Source organism: Paenibacillus sp. P4_A7 (assembly GCF_056402455.1).
Genome location: NZ_JBFUHJ010000108.1, coordinates 1 through 15267, shown reverse-complemented (window position 1 = coordinate 15267; position 15267 = coordinate 1). Strand labels below are relative to the sequence as shown.

Annotated in this window: 11 protein-coding genes; all 11 read right to left on the bottom strand. The window is 46.6% G+C overall.

Annotated features, from left to right (window positions below; genetic code table 11):
- The coding region (locus AC1DWN_RS15310; RefSeq protein ID WP_477559765.1) for a sialidase family protein at window positions 1-1331 on the bottom strand (1331 nt) is incomplete at its 3' end.
- Between the two features lie 100 nt (window positions 1332-1431).
- Window positions 1432-2991: a response regulator gene (locus tag AC1DWN_RS15305; RefSeq protein ID WP_477559764.1), complete on the bottom strand. Its 1560-nt coding sequence runs from the start codon at window positions 2989-2991 to the stop codon at window positions 1432-1434.
- 27 nt (window positions 2992-3018) lie between these two features.
- Window positions 3019-3972 carry a DUF4838 domain-containing protein gene (locus AC1DWN_RS15300; RefSeq protein ID WP_477559763.1) on the bottom strand — a complete coding sequence of 318 codons (954 nt, stop codon included), beginning with the start codon at window positions 3970-3972 and terminating at the stop codon, window positions 3019-3021.
- Window positions 3973-4011: 39 nt separating this feature from the next.
- Entirely contained in the window at window positions 4012-5787 is a 1776-nt protein-coding gene (locus AC1DWN_RS15295; RefSeq protein WP_477559762.1) for a sensor histidine kinase, read from the bottom strand.
- A 22-nt stretch (window positions 5788-5809) separates the two neighbouring features.
- Window positions 5810-7519, bottom strand: coding sequence for an extracellular solute-binding protein (locus AC1DWN_RS15290; protein ID WP_477559761.1), 1710 nt, complete (start codon window positions 7517-7519; stop codon window positions 5810-5812).
- A 53-nt stretch (window positions 7520-7572) separates the two neighbouring features.
- On the bottom strand, window positions 7573-8463 hold the full coding sequence (locus AC1DWN_RS15285) for a carbohydrate ABC transporter permease (protein WP_477559760.1): 891 nt from the start codon (window positions 8461-8463) through the stop codon (window positions 7573-7575).
- Window positions 8464-8501: 38 nt separating this feature from the next.
- Window positions 8502-9452 carry an ABC transporter permease gene (locus AC1DWN_RS15280; RefSeq protein ID WP_477559759.1) on the bottom strand — a complete coding sequence of 317 codons (951 nt, stop codon included), beginning with the start codon at window positions 9450-9452 and terminating at the stop codon, window positions 8502-8504.
- Window positions 9453-9500: 48 nt separating this feature from the next.
- Window positions 9501-12245: an FG-GAP repeat domain-containing protein gene (locus AC1DWN_RS15275; protein WP_477559758.1), complete on the bottom strand. Its 2745-nt coding sequence runs from the start codon at window positions 12243-12245 to the stop codon at window positions 9501-9503.
- A 723-nt stretch (window positions 12246-12968) separates the two neighbouring features.
- Window positions 12969-13829 (bottom strand): Gfo/Idh/MocA family oxidoreductase, encoded by an 861-nt coding sequence (locus tag AC1DWN_RS15270; protein ID WP_477559757.1) that lies wholly within the window; start codon window positions 13827-13829, stop codon window positions 12969-12971.
- A complete protein-coding gene (locus AC1DWN_RS15265) occupies window positions 13826-14884 on the bottom strand; it encodes a Gfo/Idh/MocA family protein (RefSeq protein ID WP_477559756.1) in 1059 nt (352 codons plus the stop codon). The genes AC1DWN_RS15270 and AC1DWN_RS15265 overlap by 4 nt, the downstream gene beginning before the upstream one ends.
- Before the next feature lie 89 nt (window positions 14885-14973).
- On the bottom strand, window positions 14974-15267 hold a 294-nt coding region (locus AC1DWN_RS15260), incomplete at its 5' end, for a helix-turn-helix domain-containing protein (RefSeq protein ID WP_477559755.1).

The window sequence follows — 15267 nt, the reverse complement described above, 5'->3', positions numbered from 1 at the left end:
CCAAATATCGGCTTTTTGCCATTAAATCCATTGGATTTGACTACATACGTGTCATTGCGACACACTTCTACAGAAAGACAAGTACTGCCTCCACTCCATACGCCATAATAGTGATGCACGCTAAAAAAAAGATAAACCTCACCAGTATCCGGATCAACATAGGCACCGCCCGGGAATTCATATAATGTGGAGCCTGGAGCATTGACCGACGATACGAGCGTTTCCGGATTGGTCCAGCTCCGTCCCCCGTCGAATGAATATTTCGCCAAAATGCCGTTCCCGTTCGAGCCCGCCATGAGCAGCAGAGTGCCGTCTGTTAATCGCAATGGCTTCAAATCACCGCCAAAGCCTTGCTCACCTGCGGTGCCATTAGGTACATGACTGAGTAACGATTTATTGCCGTATTCCACTTGCAGCGTTTCCTGTGAGCTTCCCCGATAGGATGCGGCGGTGTTTCCATAATACATATGAATGACTGCGCTTTCATTCGGCTGCATGTCCGGTATGCGGACGTAGAAGCCCGCAGCATCCATATAGAAATGAAGCTCTTTCCCGTTCGAATGGGCGAATCTGACATCCCGAAAATCCGGTTGCATCTTACCTGCATCCATCAAATCCTGTATGCCAAGTTCCGCTTTGGTTACATATACGGCCCGGTCATAGATAGGTTCATTGTTCGGATTGTTAACCGTTAMCGACTTTCGGTACAACCAATCCTGCCCGCCGTCCGCGGTCCATCGGCCAGGCGGCAACCGGTAAGCATGTATCAAATCCTGAAGATTGTTATGGTAGAAGGTACCCCTTCCGTCATCGAAATGATTATGCACCTTTACGTAACGAGCCTTCTCAGAGAAATTGTACAGAATAACCTGATTGCCCACTTTCACAAAGTCCCAATCCGTCACTTTCCTGTACGTCAAATTATCTACGCTTAAATAAAGCGACAAATCCGGCTTCTCCACTCGGTTCGATGCGTGTGCAGCCTCCAGAACCAATCTATTCACGGTCGTATTCGAGCCTAGATCGACACCAATGCTGCGATTCTTGTAATCGAGCTCCAATCTTTGGTTATACCCAAAGCCGCCTAACACTCCCTGTGCCGGATTGACGTCGGCTTCCGCGTATCCTGCTACCGCAGGCAGCAAACCCGAATCGATCATTCCGGCAATAATATCGGAAGTTTCAACTTCCGTATCCTCTCGGACATCCTCCCCGCCGGCTGCCAACCCGTCAGCAGTTGCATTACCGTAAGCCATCATAGTTAAAACAAGAAGGGAACAAACGAAAACCTTCAGCCTGCCATTTGCTTTTCCAAGCCATTTGCTGTACATAAATTATTCCTCCCGTTAATTCGGACTTATATCCTTCTCAAGTATAAGTGCCCTCACATGTGGGATGAACCCCCGAAGATTCAGAACATAACGGGATAAGTTATAGATGTTTCCGTAATCGGTATTCGCTGGAGTTGAAGCCTGTATGCTGTTTGAACTTTTTGTAAAACCAATCCAGATCGCTGTACCCTACAGCCGTTGCGATTTCATATACTTTCATATCCGTATGGAGCAGCATTCGCTTGGCATTGTCCATTCTCACCTGAAACAAATATTCGTTAAAGCCCATTCCCGTCTCCACTTTAAACAGCTGACCCAAATATGCCGCATTCATATACACTTTCGAAGCGATGTTTCTCATGCTTAAATTCTCTTTATAGCTCTCGCGCACCAATCGTTTGACCGTATCGATGGCACCTTCCGTCGGTCGGTTGCTTTTTCTTAACAGCTCCGCCGTTTCTTTATATTTCTTCCAAGTGATCTCGAACAATTCGTGTAATGTCCTAGCTTCAATAATTTTCTCATAGTCTTGCYATTTCGGATCGAATAGCTCCTCATAATCTCCCCCTTGCTCGCGAACAAGGCGGAAAAAACTAATAAACAATGTCATAATCATCGATTTCATGATCGTTGGAGACAGCTGTTCGCTCACAAATGTCGTCCATTTGTTCTCCAAATTTGTCCGTAGCTGCTCTATGTCCCCTGTTTCGATCGCGTTCAATATATCGTGCCAATCATATGGACGGGTCTCGTCCGCTTTCGGCATTAATCGTTCCGCGGCAATTACCATTCGTTTGCCGAAAAAAAACTGTTGATCCAACATCAGCTTTGACTCCGCGAACGAATCGGCCGTCTCCTGTATGGCATACACGATCCTTCCTACACCGATCGTTATGCCAATCTTGGCAAATTGCGCCGTATATTGCTTTAGCTGCTCAGCCAGCGCCAGCACTTCCGAACGCTCTTGCTTCGCCGACTGTGAGAATAATACGATGCCATATCTCAAATCCGAGTCTTCGAATACAACACCGACGGACCCTAACACTTCTTCCATGACATTGCGCGAAGCAAATCGTTTCGTCTGCAATTCCACGTCCGTCAGCGCCGAATCCCCCCCAGCATCCAAATCCAGTTCCGCCAGCAGACAGCAAATGCCAAGCTCCTGCCGGACAGGAATGCTGAGCAGCATCAGCCTCTCAGTCACATCCTTGGCGTTGGCGTAGCCGTTCGCCCATTCCTTGGCGAGCCGCTCCTTCATAGCCGGAATGCCGTGATACAGCTTTTTGTCCAACACGCGCGTTTGATTCAACTCTCCATCCACGGAGATCAATACGCGTTCAAGATCACTGGCCTCCACCGGTTTTAGCAAATAATCCTTCACTCCGAATGCAAGCGCGTTTTTTACATAGCCGAAGTCTTCGTATCCGCTCATAATAATGATCGGGACATTGGACGATAAACGGATCTTGGAGATAAACTCCAGCCCGTTTACGATCGGCATCTTCATATCCGTTATGATTAAGGAATAGGGATTTCCGAGGAACATATCCATCGCCTGTTGGCCGTTCGTCGCTTCACCCGCGATTGTATATCCGAGCTTTTCCCAATCCAGCAAATATTTCAACGACTTCAGCGCCCAAGGTTCATCGTCAACGAGCAATACGTTATAGATCGTACCCCAACTCCCTTACGCCAGCAGCTTGCCGTATTGTCGAATAGGCGGCTCCCCATGCTGGTCGAAATAATCTTTATCCATAAACACACCAAAGGACGTCATAGAATCAAAGCCGACAGATTGATAATAGCGAATGTCATTACTAATTTCTTGCTCGTCAAAAAATAGCTTGGACGCCGGCCGCTTCCAATTCGAATGGAAAGACACATCCAGCCAATACTCCAGTACATGGGCACTCTTAACACTAAACAGCTCCAACTGAGCGGCTACAGACTGCTGAAATTCCTTGTCCTGATGCGGCGATCGCAATAATTTGCCCGCATTGTGGATGATCGGTCCGGTTACCTCCAGAAATATGCCTTCAGACGGCACTATTAGGCTGGGAACCACCTCCAGCGTGTTCATGTAAGCCAGGAAAGCTAGCTCTGCTTGAGGGTGAACGGATCTGAGCGCTTCCAGTATTGTATTCATTAACAATAAATTCTGGTCGCTGGAAGACAAATCACGACATTCCATACAATTGCACCATGGCTTCGTATCGTCTTGCCAGAAGAAATACCGATTCGAGGTCGGCTTGAGCTTCTGAGCCAGCACGATGCTATTCTGCTGAATGATCTCCATACATTCTTGATTCGTAGGGCAACAATTCGCATCAGGCGTCCGCTCGCCAGCTTCGTTCATGCGGAATAGCTGGGGGTGCGAAGGGAATAATTGACGCGGCAGCAGCCAGCTTATCGCATGTATTTCATATTCAATGTCAATTCCTTTTTCCCCAAAACGATCAATGAGCTCGCATCCCTCAGACGTATTCCGAAAATGGATCATTTCATCGATTTTTGTTTCAAAGCGCCCATCCGGGCTCCAATTGTGAAGCCCCAATACATTAAGGGACGACTGTTCCACCAATGTCAATAAATCGTCATGCAATTCGTCAAAATTGAGTACGATTCCTCTTTTGYTTACCATCACACAAACCTCCGTTATTCCTTATTCGAGCATGACCGTTTACTCCTCGATTTCCAGTGGCAAATTCAAAACAATGGTTGTCCCTTCCCCTTCGACGCTCGTTAAGACCAGCCCGTACTCCGCTCCGAAGCTCTGGCGCAATCTTTGGTGAACATTGCGCATTCCAATATGCAACGAATCGTCCGGCTGCTCGGCCGATTGAAGCCTTTCCCTAATCGCAGCCAATCGATCGCCGGCAATGCCGGGGCCGTCATCTTCCACCAGAAGCCCAAAGCGGCCTTCATCGTATAATTCCGCTCGTATGGCGATGGTCGTTTCTTTGTCGCTTGGCTCCAGCCCGTGAACGATCGCATTCTCGACGATCGTCTGCAGCGACAGCTTCGGTAATTTCATGCGATGCAGCGGTCTCGGGACGTCGATCACATAACGAAGGCGATCCGAGAAGCGGAACGCTTGAATTTTCAAATACGTTTCTACGATATCAAGCTCCTCCGCCACCGTTACCATCCGGCCGCTTTTCCCTAACACATTGCGAAACGACTTGGCCAATAAAGTGACGATATCCGCATTCTCCTGATCGCCCTTCTCCAGCAGATTGCCGCGAATCGCATTTAACGTATTGAACAGATAATGTGGGTTCACCTGCGTCTGCAAGGCGTAAAGCTCCGATTCCTTGGTCCTAAGCTCCATCTCCTTACGACCGAGCTCATGCTCATACACTTCCAGGATTAACCGCTGCATCCTTTGAACCATATCATTAAACATACTGCTCAGCTGGCTCACCTCATCGCGGCCTTTAATATGCTTAATCGTCTGGAGGTTGTCCATATCCGTTTTCCTCATTATGACAGACAATTCTATTAATCTTCTCGTCAATCTGGACGAAATCATATAATTGGCTATGACAAATAGAACCAAAGCGCCTAGAAACAAAAGCAGCGCCGTGCTACGGATCTCCCTTGTTCCCTCCATAAGCTCATTAAGCGGGGTTAATGAAATGATTCTCATGCCATCCACGCTATTGCGCGAATGCATAATGCGGCTGGCAAGCAAATATTCCCGATTATCCGTTCGCACCACCCGATCGCCTTCCGGTTCTACGTTGCGGTTCCCTTGAAAAAACCAATAATCCTCGACCTTGCCTCCATAGAAACCCGGAATTGTATTATCGAATATAACATTTCCATCGGACAAGCTGATGATATACTGCGATTTGGCGTTTTCAATCCGGAAGAAGTCCTCCAGTTGCCCAATATCAACGTCAATAGCGGCGAATAAACATGCCCGAGGATCTTGATGATTGAGCCGTTGCGTTAATCGAAGGACATTTTTACCGTTGGCTTCTTCCTTGCTCCAGCTTCGGAACGATCCGAATTGGGGTTCGTTCGAGGAACAAGCGCTAAGCTCTACTAGTTCCGGCATTTCGGCGATAGGTCTAATGTCGCCCAGTTGGAAGGCTGTGTTATCGCTATATAATATGAGTTTGCTAATTGGTTTGGATGAGCGAATGGAAGTGAGCAGAGGCATGACGTTATCGAAATATTCGTTATGCTGCTCCGAAAGGGATTGACTGTTTTGCTGCTGCAGGGTTTCTTGCAGAGGATCGTTCATATATAATAAATCAGCAATCTGTTCATACGACTTCAATAGGCTGTCCACATTGTCCGCGAATTGCGATAGTGCGCGCCCGTTGTTTTCCTTTAATTTGTCCAGAATGGTCCCTCTGCTGTAATTTTCGAATACGAATGTTAAAGAAGCGAGAAGCAGGATAACGACAGCACCGTTGGTCAAAAATAGCTTGCTGCGAATACTCATCCCGCTTCCCCCTCCAGGTCGTTTATTTCTGTATCATTTTATTGTATCTGTCCGTCGTCGTTTTCCACAATTCTGTATAGGCAGCTTCTACCTTTACTTTGCCCGACTGTTCCAATTTTTGTTTGAGCTCGCCCCATATTTTATCGAACTCCTCCTGCGACTTGGCAAATACCAGATTCGCCGATTCCTTCAGCCAAATCTGCTCGATCCGCTTCAATTCGGCGCGCGTGTCTTCCAGTTCACCCAATTGACTCAATAGTGCGGGAATATATTGCAGCGGCGGCAGGAAGTCCGCCCATACTTCCTTCCCGTATTTGCTTAATACTTCTTTCGTTCTTTCATCGTAACCGTTCTTCACGGATACCTTGTTCGTTGGAGTGGCGTAATCGCCGTCCGCCAGCTTGGTGCCATGAGCCAGGTACAGGGATGTACCGTAGAAAGGCGATGCATGCTCGCTCCATAGCGCATCCGGATTTTCGGCCATTTTCTTCTTGTAATCTTCGGTAACGGAACGCTTGCCGTCCTTGATCTCGAAATGTTGTCCTTCAATCCCCCAGTTAATCAAGATTTGACCTTCATCAGAGAAGATATAGTCCAGATATTTGATGACCGCCTCCGGGTTTTTTGATTTATCTGAGATTGCCCAGTTCCAATTAGAACGCGTTCTTAACGAAGCATAGGTGTGATTAGGCTGACTCGGGTCGAACATGATCGGGAAATAAGCGAATAAATGATCGACGTCCCCCGATGCGCGCATCGCCTTCTCGACTTCCGGCTGCACGTACCAGTCCGGGAAAACGCCTGCCAATACGCGGCCTTCCGTTATTTTTTTGGTCATTGTATCATTCTTAAGGGTGAAAAATTCTTTGTCCAGCATGCCTGCGTTGTTCAGCTTGTTGAGAAATTCATAATATTGCTTCAACTCTTCTGAATCATGCATTAAGATCGCGTTATTGTTCTCATCGATTTTGAAACTGCCATGATTCGTCAATCCCGACGAATCGAACGAAGGGCTCATTAAGTTTTCTCCACCGGTGCCGTAATAGCTAAATCCCGAGAAAGGGATCATCTTCTTGCCGTCGATTTCAGGGTGTTTCTCATAATAGGATTGCAGAACTTCAAACAACTGGTCGAAGTTTTTGATCTCCGGATACCCGGCTTCCTCCAGCACGTCGTAACGAACGGCGAACGGCGCTTGCAATTGCGGGGCCGGCTCCGTTGCAATATTCGGAACATATAGCGAATAAATGTGACCGTTCTCATCCTTCAGCAGATCGAAATAATCGCCATATTTCTCTTTAATGTTTGTTCCGAATTCCTCGATCAAACCTTCAAGCGGGATAAGAGCTCCAGCATCCTTATACTTAGCGATATAGTCCGGCTTAAGGATAAGTGTATCTGCGGGATAATCTCCGGAAGCCAGCCATAAATCAAATTTCTGATTGCGATCACCCGTAACCGTATTCAATTCCATCGTTACTCCGGTCCGTTTAGTTAATTCCTGCATAACCGGATTATCCCCAACCAGATTAGGAAATAAATTCGCCGCTTCAATCGTGATCGGTTGAATTGGCTCTTCAGTCGGCTTCGTATCAGGAGCTGACGCGGATGGCGCAGCGCTAGGAGAAGCAGAATTGGCCGGCGCTGCGCCATTCCCTCCACTACATCCCGCAATAATAATTGAAAAAACGAGTAAACCGGCGAACAAGCTATGCATTCTCTTCATCTTCATGTAAACACCCTTCCCCTTTTTTTATTATATCAATGGGTTGTACCCAAAAGATATCATTCTTTCATCGCGCCCAGCGTCATTCCTTGAATAAAATATTTCTGCATAAAGGGATACACGAACAAAATAGGCATTGTCACGACGATAGTCATTGTGGCTCGTATCGCCTGCGGCGACGTCACTCTCATCAAAGCGTCGTCAGTGCCTTGTCCGGGGCTCGCGGAAATCTGATCAGTGGATTGCAGCAATATTTTCATCAATTCATATTGCAGAAGAGTCWAGCTTTCCTTGCTGTTATACAAGAAATTATCGAACCATGCGTTCCAATGTCCGACCGATATGAATAAGGTAATCGTCGCGATAACCGGCAAGCTGATCGGCATGACGACCCGGGTTAACGTTTGCCATTCACTCGCCCCATCGAGCTTGGCCGATTCGATCAATCCGTCGGGAAGCTGATCGAAGTAGCTGCGCATAATCATGACGTTGAACGCACCGATCAACCCGGGAATAATGTAAACCGCAAACGTGTTGGTCAAGCCGAAGCTCTTGATCATCAGATAATAAGGAATTAATCCGCCATTCACATACATGCTCACGACAATAATCGTATTGAGCGTCTTGCGCAGCGCATATTCTCGACGGCTTAAGGCGTATGCGACCATGATCGTACATAAGACGGATACAGAGGTTCCGATCACCGTTCTTAAGATGGAAAGACTCGCCGCTGAGAACATTCGCGGATTGCTTAAGATCAACTCGTAGTTGCTGAGTGTGAACTGGCGCGGCCATAAGTAGATGCCGCCGCGCAAGGTATCGAGCGACTCATTGAATGAAATAGCCATTAAATTAAGAAACGGATATAACGTCACCAGTCCTAGCAAAGACAAAAATAAAATATTCAAACTATGAAACAGTGCATTTCCAACTGTTATCCTGCTTCTCATTTCATCACCGCCAACAATAATTGGATTTGCCTGTACCGTTACAGCACCGAAGACTGGCCGACTCGCTTGGCCCAGCTGTTAACCAAAAGCACTAGCGTAATACTGACTACCGACTTGAACATGCTGATTACAACACCGTACGAATAGTCGCCTATCTTCAAGGCGTAATCGAGCGCATACAGATCCAGCACCTGCGAATACTCCATAACCAAGCTATTGCCTAGCAGCATCTGCGATTCGAATCCCGTCGACAGCAAGTTTCCCGTACTCAGGATTAGAAGCATAACCGCGGTAGGCATAATGCCTGGCAAAGAAATATGCATCATTTTTCTGAAGCGGCCCGCGCCATCCACATCGGCCGCTTCGTACAGCGAAGGATTAACGCCAGCGAGCACGGCCAAATAAATAATGGTGCTCCAGCCAAGCTCCTTCCATAAACCGGCCAACGTGTGAATGATCCAAAACCACTTTTCTTTGGCAAAAAAATAGATAGGCTCGTCGATCAGCCCCAGCCACATCAAAAATTCGTTTAACGGCCCTTGATCCGGGGACATCACAAAGGTTAGTATGCTGGCAATGACGACCCACGACACGAAATGCGGGATATAAGTGACCGTTTGAATGGTTCGTTTGAACAGCTTGAACCGTACTTCATTGAGCAGAAGCGCCAGCACAAGAGCACCTATAAAACCAGTAACCAGGTTCATCGTGCTCATCGCGAGCGTATTTCGGAGAACCATATAGAACCAATCATCCCGAAAAAGCTTCTCGAACTGGGCAAATCCAACAAACTCACTTCCGAAAATACCCTTCCGTATCGAATATTTCTGAACGGACATGATCCATCCCCACAAGGGAACATAAGTAAAGACGGCCAGTACACCTACGAAGGGAACGGACATTAACAATAGCTGATATTGACTCGCTAGTTTTTTCCATTTCTTGCGAGCGCGTTCCCTCTGTTCGGCAGCATCCGGCTTCGCGTTCATGATTCTCTGTTCGATGACGGCATCTCCTTCTCTCCGGTATGTTTTGTTTTATTCCATTTCATACGCAAGAATGATTTCGCGAACTCGGGGCGTGCTCCCGCTGTTAACCGCACCCAGAGCGAGACGATACTGTATCCAGCATCCGGCAAATACTCCGTCCTGCAACCTGCTATCCCCTTCAAACCAAGTCCTTTTCCCCTGCGGACCTGACCATTCCTCCACCCGCAAGGCTTCCTCGCTTTCGGCTGTTCGCACCTGCGCCTTGACCCACGTTTTAGTCGGAATATCTGCGATCCAGGAAATGCCGACAAGCTGTCCTCCAGCCGGAAGCTCGATCAATCGCGACTCATAATATTCCTCGGGACCTCGGTCCATGATGTTGCCGATATCAGAATGCGTCATCCCATGGGGACCGTTAGTGGGCAGCTCGGTAATACGCCGCTCGGAAAACCCTTCGGGTCCGTTCCACCATACATAGGACATTCCGGGATGATTGCCGTTTGTCTTATGATTAGCCATGGCCAAATCGATGTACCCGTCTTCATTGAAATCCGCTGCCAACACTCCTGCGACGGAATGGCCGAACAAACGCGTTCGTTGGTCTGCGGAATAAATTCCGCCTGGCTGACCCCAATAGATGTACGAATCGAGATCGCGTGTCCGCGTTCCATGATAACAAGCGACGAAGATGTCCAGTATGCCGTCATTGTTAAAGTCCGCGATGGCGAGATCCACTGCGAAATTGGCCGGAAGCTCCGTTCTTCGATCATTCGCGTACCCGTCAGGACCGCCCCAATAAATATATACGTAGGTCGCATATGGATCGCCCGGATCCGGACCCTTGTACCCGCCGACGATTAAATCTAGCCAGCCGTTGCCGTTCAAATCCGCGGCACGTGTGCTGATGCCTGCTCCTTCCGGCAGCAAGGTTCGACGGTTCACGTCGAATCCGGCCGGCCCGCCCCACAAGATGAGCAAGTTCTCCGTCGCTCCGCAATCCGGAATAACCAGATCCAGCCAACCGTCGTTGTTCAAATCAGCAAGCGTCATAAATCTTGGCTGCCTATAAGCGACACCGTCGATGATCAGACTAATTCGAACAGGCTCGCTTACGAACCCCTGTTCGGATCCATAGAAGATGAGCAGTTCCTCATTGTTGTGGCCAACCACAATGAGGTCAAGCCAACCATCCCGGTTGATATCAGCGCAGCAGCTGTTCATCGACTGCTTCGTCGGAAGCTCGATGCGGTTATTCTCTTGAAAGCCTTCGGGCCCGTTGTAATAAACGAAAGAGCCATTGTCCAGATGCATGGCGTTCTCATTGCTGTTGACCATGAATACATCCGGATACCCATCATCGTTGAAATCGCAAATTCTTAATTCGGTAGCCGCCCATCCAGTCAATTCGATTCTGCGATCCGCTGCGAAGCCATCCGGACCCCCTAGATACAAGTAGGAAGGAACATCTCCCAGAATCCGATTGGTCAGATGATTAAGGAAGATGACTTGCGGTTTAGCGGCATCCATCGTACGAGCGATGAATACGCCAACGGCGCAATGGGTTTCCAGCCTTATCGGCGGCGTATTCAGTCCTTCCGGGGATCCCCGATAGATGAGCGATTCATACGAGTAAAGATGATCTGTTTTGTCCTGGCATACGATGATGTCCGAACATCCATCTCCGCTCACATCCGCGGCCACCACATCGAATGCACTCTTCGTGGCAAAGGCCGAACGACGATCGTTCGAGTAACCGGCTTCCGATCCCCAATAAATCCAAGAGCACTCAAGCCCTTCCCCATCGGACTGCCGGGACGACAATATAAGATCCTCTCGACCTTTCCCTCGTACATCGCCGACGCTGGCGCTCGTCACCTTTCCACTGTCGAGCACAAGCGGCGTTCCGACGCTTCGGTCCTCGCCAATGGGAATAAATACAGCCTGCTCTCCCCGGCATACGAAGATGTGCGGTGTCCCGTTCAGTACAAGCGTTTTTAGGCGAGGGGTTTCGGAAACGCCGTACACGAACAGACTTCCATTCCCGGCCCCGCTAGCCGCGCTATCAACGCCGATTTCGATATGCTGTTCTCCCGTTACTGCAGGCTCCAGCCAAGTGCGCCGTTCCGTCTGAATTCCGTCGATCCCCCCCCAATAGATGACGATTCGGCTCGTATTCGTGCGAATGATCAAGTCATCGATGCCGTCCCCGTCGAGATCCATAGAGGCGATTGCTTCAATCGGATGATCCAGCGCTATATCGGTGAATCCTTTCGTTCGAAAGCCCTTCTCCTCTTGATAGAACAAACGCAGCTTCTCAAAGCTGACGAATGCGATGTCTTTGCGTCCATTCCCGTTAAAATCACCGATTGCCACGCTCTTGCACGACGGCGCCCAAAGGTTGAGCATCCTTTTGGCACTATACCCTTCAGGAGATCCGAAATAGATTTGAGCGTACGTATAATTCGTTGCGCCATTATATTGATTGCCGATGACGAGATCATCGTAGCCGTCATTGTTCAGATCCCCTACGGCACCCGCATAGGCTCCTTCCGTCGGAATTTCAATTCGCTCATTTCCCTCCAAGGGATTCAAATACACATACGCGGGAACTCTTACTCCATCATCATGGGAATTGGCGAAAGGCAGATCGATATAACCGTCACCGTTAACATCGAATAGGTGAATTCGCTGCAAAATCCCGTTTCGCGACACATATATATTTTGACCAGCATTTCCACATTGACCTTGACTGAACTTCTCAAATCCGCACTCCCTGATGAATCCTTCCCTCACAGTAACATCCCCTTCACTTCTGTCTGAAACCTATGGTTTAAGGCATCTGTTCCTCTATCATCTAGCTACATCTTCACTATATCGTAAAGCCTCTTGACAGAAACCCGGGGAACGTACAGGAGATCACCCGAGTACTTGCAGAACATAAAGTGAGCGCCAAAAAAACCAAGCCCGGCAATAAGGGCTTGATTAGATAAAAAACGAGTGATATGGCTAGTTATTTCTTTTTATCCCTTACCTTTCCTTGACCGACAATCCAAAGGAAATGGATGGTTATAAAGTTCTCTGCTTCCACAGCCCTCTATGTGTATTCACACGAAACATATTCAATAATCCTTTGGGATAATTTTCAACTAGAATAACTTTTAGTTTTGGAACTTATGAAAATCACTCTTTAAGCCAGTGAAGTTTTGTAGATAACCAACAGATTTCGACTTACTTCTCATGAAAAAAATCCTTATTGTTAAACTTTATCCATATTCACAACAATTATTTCAATAATTCCAATCACTTCATCAACAAAGTTATTTACTCTTTCAATTAATAGTGACTTCCTACCATCTAAGTTGAAAATTCCAAAGTACAATTTATGCTGCACCTCATAAATAAAGAAAAACTGACATTCCAACTAAGGTTAGTTTGAATGTCAGTTCTATTTTTAATCGTGTACTTTACAACTCAAAACGGAATCCGTAAACTATCAATCGACCTGTCTTTTTCTATTTATCTTTCAATCTTGATCCAAGTATCATCATTCTCAAGTGCCTTATGCCCAGCTTCTAGAATACTCATTATCTCTAAAGTCTCTTCTTTATGCACTGGTGGAGTAGCCGTTTCAAAAAACTCCAGTATCGCATGAATGAATCTAGGGAAAAAATCAGTACATTGGCTAATAACTACGCCTTCACCGTTCTTCAACTGTAGTGAAGCCTGAAAAGGTACATCTTGTATCTGAAGCATGGAAGCACGTCGCCCATCCCCATAATCCAGAACCAATAATCGTCCATTTTGCGAAGATAAACTCTTTATTTGCTGTGCACCAATGCCCATTACCGAAACAATCATCTCTAATTGATGAATCGCATAGTTTTGAAATTTCCCCGTCCCAGTCACTGCCATATACTCCAACGAGTCGCGGAACTCACTACTGCCTACATATTCAGACAGCTCTTTCGTAAAACGCAGCGCTGAGCTAGTGAATAAAGGTGTCCCGTTATCCTCTGCCAGTTGAAACATTCTTTGTCCCGATTGAAGATCAGGAGAAAATGTTTTGTCGATATACACAGGCTTACCAGACTTGAGTGCAATTTCGGATAATTTCTCATGGTGTTCCGGATGATCAGGAGAAAGAACAATAATATAGTCCGATTTTTCAACCAGCTCTTCCATGGAATGAAGCATCTCAACCTCATGCTTACTGCACCAACTCGCTGTGTCTAATCCGCCTTCTTTATCCTGCTCTGCCCAAGCATAAGCAACAACGAAATCGCGCCCGGTGAGTACAGAGTTATCGCTGATCCATTTTGGATAATTATTTGCATGCCACTCATCTAAGTAGTAGTCTATAAATCCAATTTTCTTCATAGCACTATTTCTTTYCCAATCTCAGATGACTTATACAAAGCTTCCATTACTTCAGAGGTTTGGAGGACATGATCGATACTTGATCTGTTCTTTGTATTGCTCATAGCGGACTTCAAGAAATCATCGATCTCATCATAGAACATATCGTTTTTGGCACAGGAAGCCTGTGTCTCTAGCAGCATCCCATTCTTCGCAGTGTAAATCTTAAAATCTCCGCCATATTGCAATTTCACGCCTGCTTTATCCCCCATAAACTCTACAAACATCGCAGATTCCCCAATGTTTTGAGCCCATGCTCCATTCAAACTAATAGAGGGACCTGATGTACGGATATGCCCTGTTACAAAATCATCCACATCATAAGTACCGTTATAATCAGGAGGACCTGCCCACATGCTCAAATACGTGTAATCTTCCATCGCTTTAGCTAACTCGCCATGAACGGTGCCCGATACCGTTAATACTTTCGGCTGATTTAAACTATACAAAATCAAATCGATGAAATGAACGCCCCAGTCAATGAGTACACCGCCACCGGAATCCGCTTTTGTAGTAAACGGACCTCCAAGTCCCGGAATGGAACGATGTGAACGAAAGGAACAATAGATATGGTAGACTTTACCCAATTCTCCTGCTTCAATCATCTCTTTAATTTTGTTAACAGCCGTATTAAAACGATTAACTACACCTATGCTAAGAATTCTGTCATTCTTATCAGCAGCTTCCTTCATCTTATGAACCCACTCCATACTAATAGCAGCGGGTTTCTCGCAGAGTACATGCTTACCTGCGTTTAGGCAGGCAATTGCGATCTCAGCATGTGAAGTATTGGGAGTGCAGATCGTGACCGCTTCCACTTCCTCATCTTCCAATATGGCTCTAAAGTCTGCTTCCGTATGTGGCACATTATACTCTTCCGCTAGCTTAACAGCACGTTCTTGCTTAATATCTACTAAGTACTTTATTTCTGAAAGATCATTTTTGGCATATGCCTTAATATGTTGAGATGATGCTATCGCACCGCAACCAATCACAGCTACTTTCATTTTTCGCATAATATAACCCCTCCCATATTTGCTCACGAGTTAATCTTATCAGAATGTATGAAGCCTTTATTTAACCCTTTTCGTTTTTCCATTGTTCATTATTTACGATTTGCGTATAAGCTCTGATATTCTGTTGGAGAAATTCCAAAGTTTTTACTAAAGGCTTTACTAAAGGTATGTATAGTCTGGTAATGAAGTTTCTCAGCAATTTGTGTGATATTCAAATCTGATGTTTTAAGCCATTCAACAGCCTTCTCAAACCGTTTGCGATTGTAATACTCTTTAATCGTAAGTCCAACTTCTTTGGAAAAGATACTCGAAATATAGTTGTAGCTATAATGTAATTCCGTAGCAATCTGAGTAAGCTCTGTCATTTTAAGCAGTTTGTAATC